Source organism: Vibrio sp. HM8-C (assembly GCF_058630515.1).
This window is the reverse complement of record NZ_JBMMKS010000022.1, coordinates 1-17219: the sequence shown is the minus strand read 5'-3', so window position 1 is coordinate 17219 and position 17219 is coordinate 1. Positions and strand designations below refer to the sequence as shown.

18 protein-coding genes are annotated in these 17219 nt (G+C 43.6%); 9 read left to right on the top strand and 9 right to left on the bottom strand.

The features are described 5' to 3' along the window. The first annotated feature begins 108 nt into the window (after nt 1–108). A complete protein-coding gene (locus ACOSVQ_RS19135; protein WP_491984039.1) occupies nt 109–1014 on the top strand; it encodes a manganese-dependent inorganic pyrophosphatase in 906 nt (301 codons plus the stop codon). Nucleotides 1015–1103: 89 nt separating this feature from the next. Then, nucleotides 1104–1493, top strand: coding sequence for a DUF2750 domain-containing protein (locus ACOSVQ_RS19130; protein WP_491984038.1), 390 nt, complete (start codon nt 1104–1106; stop codon nt 1491–1493). Here ACOSVQ_RS19130 and ACOSVQ_RS19125 read toward each other — a convergent pair whose 3' ends face one another. The 7 genes from ACOSVQ_RS19125 to pspF all read right to left on the bottom strand — a co-directional run bounded on the left by ACOSVQ_RS19125 (nt 1494) and on the right by pspF (nt 8678). Beyond that, nucleotides 1494–2285 carry a DUF2927 domain-containing protein gene (locus ACOSVQ_RS19125; RefSeq protein WP_491984037.1) on the bottom strand — a complete coding sequence of 264 codons (792 nt, stop codon included), beginning with the start codon at nt 2283–2285 and terminating at the stop codon, nt 1494–1496. Next, the gene (locus tag ACOSVQ_RS19120; RefSeq protein WP_491984036.1) at nt 2273–3061 is read right to left on the bottom strand and encodes a peptide ABC transporter ATP-binding protein; all 789 of its coding nucleotides are present in this window, start codon (nt 3059–3061) and stop codon (nt 2273–2275) included. The genes ACOSVQ_RS19125 and ACOSVQ_RS19120 overlap by 13 nt, the downstream gene beginning before the upstream one ends. Next, entirely contained in the window at nt 3058–4053 is a 996-nt protein-coding gene (locus ACOSVQ_RS19115) for a peptide ABC transporter ATP-binding protein (RefSeq protein ID WP_491984035.1), read from the bottom strand. Before ACOSVQ_RS19115 ends, ACOSVQ_RS19120 begins: the two co-directional genes overlap by 4 nt. Beyond that, on the bottom strand, nt 4053–4940 hold the full coding sequence (gene sapC, locus ACOSVQ_RS19110; protein ID WP_491984034.1) for a putrescine export ABC transporter permease SapC: 888 nt from the start codon (nt 4938–4940) through the stop codon (nt 4053–4055). Before sapC ends, ACOSVQ_RS19115 begins: the two co-directional genes overlap by 1 nt. Then, a complete protein-coding gene (locus ACOSVQ_RS19105) occupies nt 4927–5889 on the bottom strand; it encodes an ABC transporter permease (protein WP_491984033.1) in 963 nt (320 codons plus the stop codon). Before ACOSVQ_RS19105 ends, sapC begins: the two co-directional genes overlap by 14 nt. Then, complete coding sequence (gene sapA / locus ACOSVQ_RS19100) at nt 5889–7511, bottom strand: ABC transporter substrate-binding protein SapA (RefSeq protein ID WP_491984032.1); 1623 nt, start codon at nt 7509–7511, stop codon at nt 5889–5891. The genes ACOSVQ_RS19105 and sapA overlap by 1 nt, the downstream gene beginning before the upstream one ends. Nucleotides 7512–7676: 165 nt before the next feature. Further along, nucleotides 7677–8678, bottom strand: a complete 1002-nt coding sequence (pspF, locus tag ACOSVQ_RS19095) for a phage shock protein operon transcriptional activator (protein ID WP_491984031.1) — start codon at nt 8676–8678, stop codon at nt 7677–7679. 268 nt (nt 8679–8946) lie between these two features. Between pspF and pspA the strand changes: the two genes are divergently transcribed. Genes pspA through ACOSVQ_RS19075 form a run of 4 tightly spaced genes read left to right on the top strand, consistent with a single transcriptional unit; the run spans nt 8947 to nt 10859 of the window. Continuing rightward, nucleotides 8947–9618, top strand: coding sequence for a phage shock protein PspA (gene pspA, locus ACOSVQ_RS19090; RefSeq protein WP_416918978.1), 672 nt, complete (start codon nt 8947–8949; stop codon nt 9616–9618). Nucleotides 9619–9647: 29 nt separating this feature from the next. Further along, the gene (pspB, locus tag ACOSVQ_RS19085) at nt 9648–9881 is read left to right on the top strand and encodes an envelope stress response membrane protein PspB (RefSeq protein ID WP_491984030.1); all 234 of its coding nucleotides are present in this window, start codon (nt 9648–9650) and stop codon (nt 9879–9881) included. After that, the gene (pspC, locus tag ACOSVQ_RS19080; RefSeq protein ID WP_491984029.1) at nt 9874–10263 is read left to right on the top strand and encodes an envelope stress response membrane protein PspC; all 390 of its coding nucleotides are present in this window, start codon (nt 9874–9876) and stop codon (nt 10261–10263) included. Before pspB ends, pspC begins: the two co-directional genes overlap by 8 nt. A 32-nt stretch (nt 10264–10295) precedes the next feature. After that, complete coding sequence (locus tag ACOSVQ_RS19075) at nt 10296–10859, top strand: DNA-3-methyladenine glycosylase I (protein WP_491984028.1); 564 nt, start codon at nt 10296–10298, stop codon at nt 10857–10859. Nucleotides 10860–10951: 92 nt separating this feature from the next. Here the strand turns inward: ACOSVQ_RS19075 and ACOSVQ_RS19070 are convergent, their stop codons facing one another. Both ACOSVQ_RS19070 and cls read right to left on the bottom strand, forming a co-directional pair. Continuing rightward, nucleotides 10952–12157: a cystathionine beta-lyase gene (locus ACOSVQ_RS19070; protein ID WP_491984027.1), complete on the bottom strand. Its 1206-nt coding sequence runs from the start codon at nt 12155–12157 to the stop codon at nt 10952–10954. Between the two features lie 81 nt (nt 12158–12238). Further along, entirely contained in the window at nt 12239–13693 is a 1455-nt protein-coding gene (cls, locus tag ACOSVQ_RS19065) for a cardiolipin synthase (protein WP_491984026.1), read from the bottom strand. 364 nt (nt 13694–14057) lie between these two features. Between cls and ACOSVQ_RS19060 the strand changes: the two genes are divergently transcribed. The 3 genes from ACOSVQ_RS19060 (at nt 14058) to ACOSVQ_RS19050 (ending at nt 17160) form a co-directional block, all read left to right on the top strand. Continuing rightward, the gene (locus ACOSVQ_RS19060; RefSeq protein ID WP_491984024.1) at nt 14058–15392 is read left to right on the top strand and encodes a sodium-dependent transporter; all 1335 of its coding nucleotides are present in this window, start codon (nt 14058–14060) and stop codon (nt 15390–15392) included. A 135-nt stretch (nt 15393–15527) separates the two neighbouring features. Then, entirely contained in the window at nt 15528–16223 is a 696-nt protein-coding gene (locus tag ACOSVQ_RS19055; protein ID WP_491984023.1) for a TIGR01621 family pseudouridine synthase, read from the top strand. Nucleotides 16224–16227: 4 nt separating this feature from the next. Then, nucleotides 16228–17160 carry a class I SAM-dependent methyltransferase gene (locus ACOSVQ_RS19050; protein ID WP_491984021.1) on the top strand — a complete coding sequence of 311 codons (933 nt, stop codon included), beginning with the start codon at nt 16228–16230 and terminating at the stop codon, nt 17158–17160. Nucleotides 17161–17219: the final 59 nt, after the last annotated feature.

The following is a 17219-nucleotide window of genomic DNA, read 5'->3' as shown; positions in this document are numbered from 1 at the left end:
GTTAGTCACTCTTTATTGATTTAGCTCCATAAAGAGTTCTTCAAAATAAGTACAGTACTCATCTTTATGTGTTGTTTACCCTCAAGGGTCAGAATAATAGGAACAGTGATGATTTTAGTAGTCGGTCATAAGAATCCAGACAGTGACAGTATTTGTAGTGCTTTGGTTGCTGCAGAGTTGTTGAAAGCTCGCGGTCTTGAAGCGAAGGCAGTGCGCCAAGGCGAGATTAATCGCGAAACACAACATATCTTGACAACAGCAGGTGCAGAGCAACCTGAGTTACGCACAAGTGTTGCAGGTGAAAAAGTATGGTTAGTGGACTATACCGACTTAGCACAAGCTCCAGATGACTTAAATGATGCAGAAATTCTGGGTATTGTTGACCACCACCGTTTAGGTGATGTGATGACAGTAAACCCGCTAGAAGCTTGGATTTGGCCAGTTGGTTGTACCAGCACCATTCTTTTTAATCTGTTCAAGATGGAAAGTGCACCAATTACTAAGCAGACTGCAACGCTTATGATTTCTGCGATTCTTTCAGATACAGTGGGCTTTGCTTCACCAACATGTACGCAAAAAGATAAAGATGCAGTCGCTGAACTGGCTGTTTTAGCTGAAATCACAGATTTAGATGCCTTTATCCAAGCGCTTCTGATTGCCAAAACAGATATTGAAGGTCTGTCTGCTGCGCAATTGGTTGAGAAAGATCTAAAAGCATATCCTTTCAATGGTCGTGATGTTGTCGTTGGACAAATTGAATTAGCGACATTAGACCAAGTAGCAACTATGATTGATGCGCTAGAAGCGGATTTAGAGCGTCGTTGCGAAGAAGATAAACTTGCGTTCGCAGCTCTAATGCTGACTGATATCACCACTGCGCAAACTCGTTTGCTGTTCAAAGGTGAGTGGTCAGAGAAACTGGCGAAGCATCTAACTGATGGAGTATTGATGATGGAAAATACTCTGAGCCGTAAGAAGCAAGGTTGGCCTTGGTTACAGACTGAGCTAGCTTAATCGCTGATTTCGGGTATGATGCCCAGCCTATAAAGGTTTTAACGCCCATAGCTTACAAACTGCTGTGGGCGTTTTATTTGGAGGCCAATATGTCCAATGCGTTAACCGCGGAACAAATCGCGACAATCAATCAGTACGATCAAGAGCAGCGTTTTAAATACTGCATTAAAGAAATTGTAGCGAATCAACAAGTGTGGATTCTAAAAGATGAACACGGTTGTGTGATGTTGAACACCGAAGATGACGATTGTGTGCCAGTTTGGCCTAATCGTGAGTTTGCTGAAGCCTGGGCAACAGGTGAATGGAGTTCGTGCGAAGCGGAAGCTATCTCGTACAACAAATGGCGCAGTCGTTGGACAAGTGGCTTAGAGCAGGATGACCTGTCAGTTGTCGTTTTTCCAAATGACAATGAAGAAGGTGTTGTGCTATTTCCGGATGAATTTGATTTCGAACTCGATAAGCAAAACGCTCGTCGTTAATCAACGAAACCACTGATAAAGTGGTGAAGACTGAGAATCTTTAAGGGCCTGCGCAAGCTGGCCTTTTTGTTGATACTGCATAATCAGCTTCTTAATAATCGGGCGAGCTTGTGCTTCTGTCATTCCTGTCTTTAACTCAGGTTCGTAAAGCAGCTTCAATAAAACGACATCCAGAGGCGAAAGCAGGTCTTCAGGAGTTTTGTCGTTGAAAATGGACGGGTAGGCAAATTCAGAATCGTTTGGCAAACCAAGCGTTTGAGTGATTTCTTCGACGATGCAGGCGACCAGTTTACCGTGGCTGCGAGCTTGATCGACAGGGATAACGACAGTAGCAGAGATAATCTCGTGGGTTTTAGGATTCGTCTTGTAGCCAGCTTGGCATACCGCGCCAAACATATGTTTGGCTGACTCTTTTCCCATCTCTTTCTTTATATCGTCACCCCAGTCTTTTTGCTGAGTGAAAATCCACACCACATTCGCTTCTTCGCGAGTGTTCACTCTGTAAATAGGATGACCGATGATTTCGTTGAGGTGTTTGATGTGCGCGTTTACGAGCTCATCATGCAGGTCTTGATCACCGACCTTATGTTGAACCCAAATTTTGACTGGTTGTTGCCATTTCACTAATGGTTTTTTACCCGCAGAGTATTCGTTTCTTAGCGCCACGTGGATAAATGCACGTTCAACGAAACCTGTGTCCTGCCAGTTGTCTTTAGCGGCAACTTTGGCGCTGCTGGCTAGCAGCACCAAAAAGCAACATTTGAGTAATTGAAGGCGAGCTATTTGAAGCATGGTGCCTTGTTGAAATGACTCTCAATCATGCGTTGAGTGATAGGGTGTTGTGGATCAGATAGAACCTCTAGCGTATTCCCAGACTCAACCACCACGCCATCATGCATGACCATCACTTTGTCTGTGATGTGTTTAATCACACCAATGTGCTGGGATACATAGATGAACGATACGCCCATCTCTTCTTGCAGTTCTAAGAACAGGTTAAGGATCTGAGAGCGCATCGCCATGTCCAAACCATTTAGAGCCTCATCAGCGATGATGATCGAAGGTTGCAAAATCAATGCGCGAGCAAGACAGACGCGTTGCTTTTGGCCTGTAGCCAGCATTTGTGGGTAGAAGTAAGCATGCTCTGGTAACAAACCGACACGTTGCAATGTTTCTTTAACGCGTTTCTCTCGCGCTTCTGGCGACATATTGGTATTTCGTTTTAGTGGACCTTCCAATATTCGACCAATTTGAATTCGAGGGTTGAGCGAGGTATTCGGGTCTTGAAAGATCATTCGAATCAGCTTGCAGCGGGTCGCATAGTCTTTGTGTGCTAGCAGCTCACCATTTACACGAATTTCTCCGCCAGTTGGCTCAATCATCCCGGCCAACATACGTGCGAGAGTAGATTTACCCGAACCGTTTTGACCAATAAAACCGATAGTTTGACCAGCTTCGAGAGTAAAGCTCATCGGTTTAACTGCCTCTTGTACTTTCTTACGGAAAAGTCCTGAGCGCGTTACAAAATTCTTTTTTAAGTCAATGACTTCTAGTAATGAAACGCTCATGATTTTTGCTCTACGTTAAGCGGAAAGTGGCAAGCGAACTTATGGTTTTTAATAATCTGACTTCTCGGTACTTCAACACACTGCTTCTTAGCATAAGGACAACGAGGGCCTAAACGACAACCGATCGGTAGATGTTGAAGCGGAGGAATAGAACCCGGAAGTGAATGCAGTTTCTGCTTATGAGGTATCCAGTCACTAAAATCAGGCATCGCTTTTAGCAATGCAGAAGTATAGGGATGTTTAGGTTCCGTCAGAATCTTATTGGTGTCAGCGGATTCAACAGATTGACCGCAATACATTACGGTAATGCGATTCGCCCACTGAGTGATAGTGGTTAAGTCATGGCCAACAAGCAAAATCGAAGTATTGTTTACCTGATTCATCCGGCTCAGCAAACGTAGAATCTGCGACTGTGTAATTGGGTCTAAGTCGTTTGTTGGCTCATCGGCGATCAGCAATTTTGGTTTGGCGGCAATCGCCATCGCAATCATTACTTTTTGACATTCACCGTCAGTAAGCTCATACGGATAGCTGCGCATAAGACGTTTGTGATCTTTAATACCGACTTTATGCAGCAGAGCAACGGCTTGTTTATGACGCCATGTGAATCGCTCCCACCATTTGCCTTCGAAAGTCCGTGTTGGGATTGACTCAATCAACTGTTTACCAACCTCTTCTGAAGGGTCTAAACACGTTGATGGCTCCTGGAAAATCATTGCAATATCACGAGCAATAACACGGCGTCTTTCTCTAGGCGTCAGTTGCAGCAGATCGATGTTACCCAGACGCATTCGGTCTGCGGTAATGCGCCAATTGTCTTTACCAACGCCGACAATGGCTTTTGCAACCAAGCTCTTACCTGAACCTGATTCACCTACAAGGCCTCGAATTTCCCCTTCGTTAAGGGTCAGACTCATGCGGTCTACGGCTTTCACCAGACCTTGAGGGGTATCGATTTCAATTGTCAGATGACGAATATCTAATAATGGCATTATTCGACTCCTGCATTTAATGCTTGGCGTGCACCTTCACCAACAAGGTTGATCATTACTACTGTGTACATGATTGCAAGGCCAGGCAGAGTAACGGTCCAAGGTGCAAGATAGATAAGCTCTACTGAGTCACCCAAAATTGCGCCCCATTCGGTACTTGGCGCTTGAGCGCCAAGACCTAAAAAGCCAAGTGCTGTGATATCTAAAATAGCGATAGATAACGCCATGGTGAATTCTTGCGCCAACATCGGTAACGTATTTGGCAAAATCGAATGCCATAGAAGATAGAAATCACTCGCACCGTCAAGTCGTGCTGCCATGATGTAATCTTTTTCTACTTCGTTGTGCACAGCGATATAAACCGAGCGAACAAACCGTGGGATTAATGCTAAGCAGATAGCAAGCAGTACGTTAAATTCCCCAAATCCTAAGAAAGCGACGAATATGATAGCTAGTAGGAGTGAGGGAATAGACATAACCGTGTCTAACAGGTGGTTTAAAGTACTTGATAGCAGACCTCGCGTCATACCTGCAAGAATACCGATAAGGCAACCGATGAACGCGGCGATCACAGTAATAACCACCGATGCTCCAAATGTTAGCTGAGAGCCATCAATAAGGCGTGACAATATATCGCGTCCTAAGTCATCAGTGCCAAGGAAGAAATCGACCGAACCGGATGGATCCCATGACGGTGGCATCAAAAGATGTCCAGTCTGACCATGTGGGTCATGAGGCATTAGCCAAGGAGAGGCGAGCGTAATGACGATGATTAAGGTGAGACTCCAAAGGCCGAACATGGCAAGGCTGTTGGCTCGATAGCTGCGCCAAAAACGTTCGAACTGGGTTGGAATGCGCTCTTCCTGATAAATGTTATTTGTTAGCATACCATTCCTTTCTCACCAGAGGGTTGATCATCGCGCCGATCAAATCCGATAGGATGTTCGCGGTTAATACTAGCGAACCCACAGCAATCACACCTGCCTGAATAGACATATAGTCTTTGTTCGATAACGCATCAAGCAACCAGCGACCAATACCCGGCCAGTTAAAGATGGACTCAGTGATGATGGCAAGAGTCAGCATACTGGACAACTGAACGCCAAACTTTGGAATGATAGGTGGAATGGCGTTACGCAATACGTGTTGAGTAATGATTTTGTAGTAGGACAAGCCTTTTATACGCGCAGCACGAACATAGTTTTGCGACATAACGTCCGCAACTGAAGCACGCATCAAACGAATAACCTGTGTGGTTGGGGCTAATGCTAATACCAAACATGGCAGTATCATGTGTTCGAACACACTGTGCAGAATATTGGCGCTATTGACACCTTTTGCGAAGAACGCGTCAATCAGAACAAAACCAGTTACAGGTTCTACTTCGTAAAGCAAGTCATAACGTCCGGATACTGGGAACATGCCATAGTGCAGTGAGAAGATCATAATCATCATCAGTGCGACCCAATAAAGCGGCGCAGAGTACCCTGACATAGACGTAAACGAAATGATGGTATCAATCCATTTACCTTGTTTCATGCCAGCAACAGTACCAATCGGAAGACCAATAAACAGGGAAACCAAGAATGCGATGAAGCAAAGTTCCAGCGTTGCTGGAAACACTTTGACAAGTTCATCTGCAATCTCAACGCCATTTTTATTCACGCCAAAATTGAACTGCGATAGTTCACTAAGATACATCCACCAACCCTGCCAAAATTCCTGAATAGCCCACGGAGACTGAGGTTCAAGACGAAGTAGGCTATATCCAACAAGAGTTAGGATAAGTAGGGTGATGATGAAGAGGTTAAATCTACGTACCGCATAGATAAACATTATTCGGCAACCCTCTTCACTTCATTGAACGGCTCTACACTAAATGGGCTTAGACGGAAACCAGTCAGTGTTTTGTTGTACGCTTTAAACTGCATTCCATGTGCGATAGGAATGACAGGAAACTCTTGATTCAAAATGGTCTGTGCCTGTTTGTAAAGATTGAGGCGATAACGAGGTTTATCTACTTCTAGAGCCAAATCAAGCAAGAAATCGAAATCACTGTTACACCACATAGAAGCGTTTAGCCCTGCACGGTTCGCTCCACATGAAAGTAGTGGCCGTAGGAAATTATCAGGGTCACCAGTATCACCCGTCCAGCCTCTTAAAAACAGGTCTATGTGGCTCTTTTCTGCAAGTTGTGAGCGGTTCACATTACTTTCAGGAATCAGATTGAGTGTTACACCTATGTCAGCAAGGTTGGCCTGAATCATTTCTGCCATTTTACGAGGACTAGGGTTGTAAGAACGAGGCTCAATAGGCACTGACATCGTCATTTCCAAACCACTCGCGTAGCCAGCATCGCGCAACAAACCCAGCGCGTAATTACGATCGTAGCGAATCTGGATATCGTCTTTCTGATACGCCCAAGAGCTAGGTGGCAGAATGTTATAAGCAATACTACCTGTGCCGTAATAAACGGAATCGAGAATGTTTTGACGGTTGATGGCAAAGTTCAGAGCTTTACGTACTCGCACATCGTTCAACGCAGGATGTGAAGTATTGACCGCAATGAAAGCGACGTTCATTGCAGGTTTTATTGATAGGTCAATATTGTCCTGCTTCTGAATTACTGGAATTTGGCTGGAAATTGGGAAGCTCAACACGTCGCATTCGTTACGCAGCAGCTTCGCTAATGTTCCTGTTCCACGTTGAGAAATATCGAATACAACCTGCTTCATAATCGCAGGACTATTCCAGTAACTGTCATGACGGCGCAGACGCACCAAGTCGTTGACCTTAAATTCTTCCAAATAGAATGGCCCTGTTCCTACGGGAAGAGCATCGATATTGTGTTTTTCGTCTTTGATCTGAATTTGTTGACCATACTCTTCTGACAAAATAACCGCATGCGTGGTTGAAATGTTAGATAAAAAGCTGTTGTCAGGGCGTCTAAGCGTAAACTTCACCGTTTGGTCATCTATAGCGGTAACATCTTTCAACAGGCTCGGGAAATTAATGCCTGCAAACCACGGATAGTTCCCATTACTAACATAGTGAAATGGGTGAGTAGGATCGATAATGCGCTTAAAGCTGAACACGACATCTTTGGCATTCAGTGGTCGAGTCGGCGTAAACCACGCAGTAGTATGGAAAGTCACACCGGAGCGAAGGTCAAAAGTATATTCTGTGCCGTCTTCGCTTACTTGCCATTGTGTTGCGATATTTGGAATTGGCGTATGTGTATCCGGATCAAGCTTCAACAGAGTATCGTACAACTGAGGGCTCAATGCTTCAGAAGTAATGCCACTATCAACTAACTGAGGATTAAAGGTACTAGGGCTGCCTTGACCACAATACACAAAGCCGCTTTGGCGAATTTTAGTATGATCAATCTCTTCTCCACAGCCAGCAAGAAGGCTTAGTCCGCATAATCCGAGCGTGATTCGTAATAAAGAGTTCATATAGAAAAACAGTATGGGAAACGAAGCAAAGTAATTATTCCGTCATAGTCATGAGCGATATGTCTTCGATTAGCGTTTAAAGTAACAATCACGTTTGCCTCAAAATCCTGCTAATTTATCATTCTTTAACGTGTTAAACCAAGAAAAAGGTTAGGGTATATAGGGTTATTCATTTTTTGAGAGTTGATATTTTCTCATCAGCCCTCGAAATTGATGATAGCTTAATCCGAGCGACTTCGCGGCTTGCCTTTGATTAAACTTGGCAAATTTAAGCGATTCATTAATCACGTATTTGTCTTGTTGTTCTTGCCATTGCTTAAAATCCATCGGGAATGCCAATTCGACATGGGTAGCATCATCAATACTGGCTTTATCTTCTGGCCTGCTTTCTTCAGTTTTCCAATTGGTTTGGAATGGATTGAAGATCAGAATATCGATTGGAACATCGGCTGTGCCGTGTTGATAGACAGCTCGTTCGACTACGTTCTTCAGTTCACGAATATTACCCGGCCAAGGGTATTGAGTGAGGTCGCTCATTGCTCTTGAAGTAAAGCCTGCAAAGAAAGGCAGTTGCAATTCTCGACACATTCGAATGGCAAAATACTCTGCTAGTAGCCCAATATCTTCTGTGCGTTCTCGCAATGGTGGAAGGTGAATAACATCAAATGCCAAGCGGTCGAGTAAGTCGGCACGAAAGTCTCCTATTTGGGCGAGTTCGGGTAAGTTTGCGTTGGTCGCACACACCAAGCGTACATTGGCATTAAGCGCTTGGTTACCACCTACTCGTTCGTATTGCCCATATTCAATAACGCGAAGCAGTTTTTCTTGTACGCTTAAAGGTGCCGTGGCGAGCTCATCCAAGAAAAGAGTACCACCTTCAGCACGCTCGAAACGCCCTTGGTGTCTACCTTTAGAACCAGTGAAAGAACCGGACTCATGACCAAAGAGTTCCGAATCGATCAATCCCTCACTCAGTGTCGAGCAGTTAAGCGAAATTAAAGGCTGATCCCAGCGTTTTGATAGATAGTGAAGACGTTGAGCGATGAGTTCTTTACCTGTACCTCGTTCACCAACAATCAGTACCGGACGGTCAATAGGAGCAAGGCGAGATACCTTATCCAGTACCGCGTGAAAAGCAGGGGATTCCCCAATTAAATTCTGCTGCACAGTTTATCTCCTTCCTTAAACTAGATCTGATTAGCTTAAGCGTGCTATTGATGAAGTATGAGATTAATCAGTTGGCGAAATTAACCAACTGTTGGTGAAAATGTTTATAGCATAGTCTTGGTATTCGTATGTTTCAATGTAAGTATATGAAAAATATAGCGTGAAAAGATGGCATGGAACTTGGTAATAAACTAGGCGTAGGTTTAGATGTGTTAGGCCTAAACAGTTAAATAGTGATTACAGCTTGATTATGTATAGGGAGTCAAACATGGGTATTTTTTCTCGTTTTGCAGACATTGTTAATTCCAATATCAGCGCATTACTCGATAAGGCGGAAGATCCTGAAAAAATGATCCGTCTTATCATCCAAGAGATGGAAGATACGTTAGTGGAAGTTCGCACCAACTCTGCTAAAGCCATCGCAGACAAAAAAGAGCTAGCTCGTAAAGTTGCCAGTATTGATGAGCAAATTGAAGATTGGCAAAGCAAAGCAACGTTAGCGTTAAACAAACAGCGTGAAGATTTGGCGCGCGCAGCTTTGATTGAAAAGCAAAAGCTTCAATCAGTTTTGAAGAGTTTGCACACTGAGCAGACACTGGTAGAAGAAACTATCGATAAGCTCACTGGTGAAATTACTAAATTGGAAAGCAAAATCACCGAGACTCGCGCAAAACAGCAGGCTCTGGCTATTCGCTCTCAAACAGCGGTAAATCGTCGAAATGTGCAGCGTCATCTTCATACCAATCGTACTGATGAAGCGATGGCGAAGTTTGAGCAGTATTCACGTAAAGTAGACGAACTTGAAGCAGAAGCTGATCTTTATGCACAATCAGCTCAAGGCAAATCTTTAGACCAAGAATTTGCTGAGCTTCAAGCGCAAGACGAGATTGAACAAGAACTTGCAAAGTTAAAACAACAAATGCAACAACATCAGCAATAGTCTAAACACGTAATTTATAGGAGCAGTCTATGGCCTCAGTATTTTTCACTGGACCTCTTATCGTCTTCCTGATTTTTGTCGCGCCTTTGTGGTTGTTTCTCCACTATCGAAGTAAACGAAAAGTAGGTAGCGGTCTTTCTTCAGAAGACTATGAAATGTTGCAACAGATCTCAGACAAAGCGAGTGGCTTACAGTCTCGCGTAGAAACTCTAGAACGAATTCTTGATGCTGAATCTCCAAACTGGAGAAGAAACTATGAATAGCCGTGAACTGTACAGAGATCCTGTCAACGGTAAGATAGGCGGTGTATGTGCTGGCCTTGCGAACTATTTTGGTTTGGAAGTATGGGTTGTCCGCATACTTGTTATCTCAGCAGGTCTATTGGGTGGTGGATTTCTGATTGTATTGGCTTATGCTGCCTTAATGCTGATGTTAGAAAAGCAGCCATATCAGTACCAGCAAACGGTCAAGTCACAACGTGAGCATACTTTAAAGAGCAAGCCTTGGGAGCAAGGACAAACCGCTGATGCACTTCTAAATACCTTAAACGAAGATTTAACTAAGGTTGAGAAGCGAGTGCGAAACATGGAAGCTTATGTCACTTCGGAAGCTTTTAAAGTGAATCGAGAATTTAGCAAATTATAAAAAGAAACCTTCATATAAAGGAAAAGAACGGTATGGCTAACAACGTGGATAACACTTGTGCATGGGCAATGAAACATCCTTTAGAGCGAGAATATCATGATGCAGAGTGGGGTGTTCCTGTTCACGATGACACCAAGTTGTTTGAATTTATTACGCTAGAAGGTGCACAGGCTGGATTAAGTTGGATAACCATCTTGAAAAAGCGGGAAGGTTATCGTCAAGCGTTTGAACATTACGACATTAACAAGCTAGCTCAATACGAAGAAGATCATGTTCAATCAATCATCGACAATTTCGATGTGGTAAAGCACAAAGGGAAAATCGCTTCTGTGTTTTCCAATGCTCGAGCAGCGATTGAACTCAAGAAAGAATTTGGGTCGATTGATAAAGCCTTATGGCAATTCGTAGGCGGTCAACCTAAGGTAAACCAGTGGCAGGACATGAGCCAAGTTCCCGTATCAACCGAAGAATCAAAAGCCATGAGCAAGTTTCTGAAAAAGAGAGGCTTCAAGTTTGTTGGTGAGACTATCTGCTACTCGTTGATGCAGGCTGTTGGAATGGTGAATGACCATCTGGAACATTGCCCAAAGAAATAGCTAATATTCATCAAAAAGAGCACCTTAGAGTGCTCTTTTCGTTTGTTTAACCTAGTTAATATGATGAATTTTCGCTCAACATCTGTGGCTGATTAAGCGGTAACGGCTTGTTCCAAAATCACCGAGTTGTAACGAGCTAAGCCCGCTTCCAGATCCGCAATCAAATCATTCACATCTTCCAAACCAATATGTAGACGAATAAGTGTGCCTTCGAAATGTGGGTTTGCCACTGTGCGTAGGCTGTTAAAGCTATTAGGCTCATTAGCCAGAATAAGGCTTTCAAACCCACCCCATGAATAACCCATGCTGAAATGTTTCATTCCATCAAGCAGAGCTGTGGTGGCTTTAGGGCAAGTGGTTTTAAGAACAAATGAGAACAGGCCATTACCGCCGGTAAAGTCGCGTTTGAAAAATTCATGACCAGGGCAAGATGGCAGACCCGGATGGCGAACATGGTCCACCTCTGGACGTTTAGCCAACCACTCAGCAACTTTCATACTGTTTTCAGCATGCTGGCGAAGGCGAACATCAAGCGTACGCAAGCCGCGTAAACCTAAATACGCATCGTCAGGTGATACACATTGACCCATCAAATAGCTTTGTTCACGCAGTTGTGGCCAGTATTTTTCCACTGATACTGCGGTACCGAGCATCACATCTGAGTGTCCAACTATGTATTTCGTTGCAGCTTGAACCGAAATATCTACGCCGTGATCGAATGGAGAAAAGTTAACGCCTGCACCCCATGTATTATCGAGAACCACAATGATGTCAGTTTCATGAGCAATGCTTGATAGCAGAGGAACGTCCTGGACTTCCATGGTAATTGAACCTGGAGATTCCAAGAATAGTAACTTGGTGTTTGATTTGATCAGTGAGCGAATGTCTTCGCCAATCATTGGGTCGAAGTAAGTGGTTTCTACGCCTAGTTTCGCTAGGATCTTGTCACAAAAGTCACGGGTCGGTTCATAACAGGTATCCACCATTAATATATGGTCACCTGTTTCTACAAACGACAGAATGGTGTTGCTAATTGCCGCTGTACCACAAGGATAAAGTGCACAACCTGCGCCACCTTCGACTTCGTTCATTGCTTCTTGGAAAGCGAAATGGGTGGTTGTGCCACGGCGTCCGTAGAAGAGTGTCTTATTAGTGCGGTTCGCTGCTGCGTGATTTTTTTCCGCTACACTGTTAAACACAATTGTTGAAGCTCGTTGAACGGGCGGGTTAACTACGCCGTTGGTCCATTTCTTATTACGACCAGCGGTAACTAGTGTAGTTTTTTTTCCTTCTGCCATGGTTTGTCCTTGTTAAATACATCGTTTGCCTATTTAAACCATGGAGCTATGTTTGAATGCAACCCTGCAACGGCAAAAAGATCAAAGAAGTGGGTTAAACAAATAGAACACTCGCTCAAGGAAACGATGCCCTAATGGGCGTTTTTCCCATCGTTCGTACTCAACTTCTTTTGACTGTTCAATATAGCTTTGCTGTAACCAGTGCATTTCTTCGGTAAATTCTTGGTCATCCACGGCCAGTGTTACTTCAAAATTTAGCCATAGGCTGCGCATATCAAGGTTTACTGTTCCAACCAAACAGAACTTTCTATCAATCACTACCGATTTTGTGTGCAGCAGGCCGCCGTAGAACTTATGGATCGTCACTCCCGCTTCGAGCAATTCGCCATAAAACGATCTAGAAGCCCATTGAACCATCAGTGAGTCGTTCTTTAATGGGATGATCAAATCTACTTTAATTCCTCGTTGCGCCGTCATCTTTAATGTTGCCAACAAGTCAGCGCTTGGTACGAAATACGGCGTCGTAATACACACTGATTCGTTAGCCTGATTAATAGCCAGTGTTAGAACTTGTGAAATTAAGTTCTCTGGCATACCGGGGCCAGATGGAACAACCTGAATAGGGTGCTGAGGTAGATTGGGGTTTATTTGGCATTCTGGCTGTGGCGGAAGTTCTCGTTTACCTGTCTCAACCTCCCAGTCCCAGCAATGAATGGCAGAAAGCACGTTGACCGTTGGGCCAGTAACTCGAACCATGATATCTATCCATTGTCCCACGCCAGAATTTTGCTTGAAGTAGGCTGGGTCAACCATGTTCATTGAGCCTGTATAAGCGACTTTGTTGTCGATAACGATGATTTTTCGGTGTTGGCGAAGGTCAAGACGACGCAAAAAGATACGCCAAGGACTCACTTCTAGAGCTTGAATTAGCTCAATGCCTTCGTCTCGCATCATCTTTTCCCAATGGCTTCGGAAAAAGCGTGGGCTTCCTGCTGAGTCCAACAGCACTTTTACATCAACGCCGCGTTTTGCTGCTTGAATCAAGGCTGAAGCGACAGAATCTGCTAATCCACCTGGGTGCCATATGTAGAACACAATACGAATGGTTGACTGAGCTTGCTCTATATCATCGATGATAGAGTGGAGAATTTCGTTCGGAGAGTTCAATAACGACAAGGTATTTCCGGAGAGGGCGGGAATGCCCATGCGGTAATTACACAGCTCGTCTATTTTGTAGATATGTGCGCCCATAGTTTCAGGCATGTGAGCCTGACACTCATTTAAAGACTGAAACCACTCACCAAATGGAGTGAACATCTCTTTGGCTCTGTCTGCGCGTTTACGCCCCAAATTGAGCTCGCCAAACAGGAAGTAACAAATTACACCAAGGATGGGAAGGATATAGATAACCATTAACCAAGCGAGAGAGACACTGACAGCATTGCGCTTAAGTACAACGCGTAAGGTGACGCCGGCGACAAGGAACCAGTAGAGAGCAATGCCTGCAAGCGTTAGAAAATGATAAACCTTATCCATGAGTCACTTATATCTGAAATACCTAGTGTTGATATTAAATCTAAAGCATAAGTGAAGAAAGAAATTAGCGTAAACGAATGTCAAAGAGTGCTAGAGGGATAGTTTTGATTGGTTTTGGAATGTAGGAATAAATTCTTACAAATAGAGTAAAAAAGCATCGTTTAATCTACATAATAGATCTAAATGCCATAAATTAGTCTGTTCGGGCTTCCAATTTTATTCTCAAACTGTTTTACTTGCCACCACTTCGATATCTATTGATATTTTTGTTTGTGTAAAAATAAATGTACACACTGAGAATAGATATCGACAAACATATAACGCAAACACACTTTAATATGAAAAACAGATTGGTATAAAAATTATGGCAAGTAGTTCTAGAGGACAGTTCACCTCTCGATTTGGCTTCATCATGGCAGCAGCGGGTTCCGCTGTAGGCTTAGGAAACGTTTGGGGCTTCCCAACTCAAGCAGCAAGTAATGGCGGCGCGGTATTTCTTTTCGTTTATTTGGCTATGGTTTTCCTACTTGCATTTCCGATGTTAGTAGCGGAGTTAACCATTGGTCGTTATGGTCAATCTAACCCGATCAGTTCATTTAAGTCTGTGTGGCCTAAAGGCAGAGCTGGCGCAATTCTGCTTGGTGTTGTCGGCCTGATTGTTGTTTCTTTGATTCTGGCTTTCTACGCTATCGTTGCTGGCTGGTTAATTGGTTCATTCTTTGGCAGTGGTCTAACTCTTATCGGAATGGACAGCGCGAGTCATTGGCTAACCAGTTTTGGCACAGAACGTAACTTAGTTTTGATGGTTGCTTTCATGGCAATCACTATGTACGTCGTTCGCAGTGGCGTTGCAGACGGTATCGAAAAGTGGTCAACCCGTTTAATGCCGCTTTTATTTGTATTGTTTGCTCTGCTAACGGTTTACATCTTCACTCAAGAAGGCTCACTTGAAGGCTTGAAGATGTACCTGATCCCTGACTTTTCTCACTTCACGCCATCTTTGATTGTAGGTGCGATGGGGCAGGCGTTCTTCTCACTATCTTTAGGTGTGTGTGTAATGACGACATACGGTTCATACCTAAAGAAAGACACCAACATTCCGAAGACTGCGGCTCAAGTAGCTTTAATCGATACTGGCGTTGCGTTTATTGCAGGTCTAGTGATTCTGCCTGCGATGTTTGTAGCGAAAAATCACGGAGTAGAAATTTTCTCTGACTCTGGAGAGCTTTTAAATTCTGATACATTAGTATTCACTGTTCTGCCAGCAATGTTCGATACGATGGGCTCTGTTGGTGCAATTGTCGGTGTGGTGTTCTTCCTACTAATGATTATCGCGGCTCTTACTTCTTCAATTTCAATGCTAGAAGTTCCAGTGTCTTGCGCAACTGAAGAGCTTAACCAGAACCGTAAAACAGCGGTTCTATGGATTGGTGGTTTGGTTACTATTGCCTCTGGTGTGATTGTTATGAACTTCTCAAGCCTGTTCGGTTTGGTTATTCAGTTCACAACGGTTTACTCTCAACCAATCATTGCACTGCTGATCACGCTTCTTGCAGGTTGGATATGGAACCGTAACCAAGTGTTGAATGAGCTTAAAGAAGGTTATCCAGAAATTGAAAGCGGCTTGTTCTGGAAAATCTGGCCGACATACGTTCGTTTTGTATGTCCAGTGCTAATGCTTCTAGTGTTCTTTGCATAAGATTGCTGCTCGAATATTAAAGGTCGCTTTTTAGCGACCTTTTTCGTTTTGATGTTCTCGAATCGTTCAACCGTAATGTTTTACTGACCTTTACTCACAGTTGAGTATAATGGCCGTCCATTATTGAGGGACAAAATGTTCGATATTCTATTTACTCATGCTGATTTTCTTGTCATCAACAAATATCCGAATGTTTCGGTGCACAAAGATGACGGCGACACCATGCTTCTGCAAGAAGTAGGTAAGGTCAGTGGTGATTCTCAGCTCTATTTAGTTCATCGATTGGATAAGATGACATCGGGTATCTTGTTGCTGGCTCGAAATGCTCAAGCGGCAAGTGAGTTATCCCAGGCGTTTGCTCATCGCGATGTTGAAAAATTCTATTTGGCTCTTGGCAGCAAAAAACCGAAAAAGAAACAGGGTTTAATCAGTGGTGATATGGAACGTTCACGTCGTTCTTCTTGGAAATTGATCGCTAGCCAACAGAACCCAGCTGTTACTCAGTTTTTCTCGGCATCTGCACAACCTGGAGAGAGGTTGTTTCTTTGTAAACCTCATACTGGTAAAACGCATCAGATTCGTGTGGCACTCAAGTCGATTGGTTCAGCAATTGTGGGCGATCCTATTTACAATACTTCGAATGAATCCGATCGCGGCTACTTACATGCGTTCGCTCTGAAATTTGTATATTCAGGTGAAGCTTTCCAATTTGTCTGTGACCCAAGAGGTAAAGAATACCTCGGTCTTAAGTGGAATGATGATGTTGTTAGCCAAAACATCGAATTATGGTTAGAACCTTGGTCACTCAGCTGGCCATCAGTGAAAAAGTAATATTATGCAAATTTCTGCTTTACCCGTTTTTTTTGAAGAGCTCAATGCTCAGCTAGCACAAGCTCCTAATGAGGTTCGTCGACTGTTTCATGGTCGTGGCCAACGTTGGGAAGGTCTGGAGCAAATCACTTGTGACTGGTTGCAAGGGCAACTGGTGATAAATTTGTTTAAAGAAGTTGAAGATGACTTTCTACATGCTCTTGAACAAGGCTTGCAAACATTGTCTCAAGCTAGTCTTTGGCAACAGCGAAACGGAAGCTGTATTTTGCTTCAACACCGTTACGCTGAAGGAGCGCCTTCTCAAGTATTGTGGGGAGAGCTGGATGCAAAGCCGATTGTGGTTGAAAGTGGTCTGAAATATCAGCTTGATATCGGCAGAAACCAAAACTTTGGTTTGTTCCTCGATATGCGTTTAGGCCGTGACTGGGTTCGTGAGCACGCAAGGCATAAAACCGTTCTCAATTTGTTTGCTTATACCTGTGGATTTTCTGTAGCTGCGATTGCTGGCGGAGCAGACAAGGTGGTGAACGTTGATATGGCGAAAGGTTCTTTATCTAAAGGACGTGAGAATCATCTGGCGAATGAGCATAACCTGAACAAAGTGAGCTTTCTTGGTCACGATATCTTTAAATCATGGGGCAAAATTAAAAAGTCTGGTCCGTATGATCTTATCATTATCGACCCGCCATCATTTCAAAAGGGCAGTTTTGCGCTGACTAAAGATTACCAACGTATACTCCGTCGTTTGCCTGAGTTATTGAACGAAAGTGGTGAAGTGCTTGCTTGTGTCAATTCACCAATGGTGAGCAGTGATTTTCTGATTGAAGGGATGAAGGTAGAAGCGCCAAGTTTAACTTACCAATATCGTTTGGATAATCCACCAGAATTTGAAGATATTAATTCGGAGTCAGCGCTAAAAGCGTTGGTGTTTAGCTGAGTTAATCTTTGTATCTTGAATATAAAAATAGCAGCCAGAGGCTGCTATTTTTATGTTTG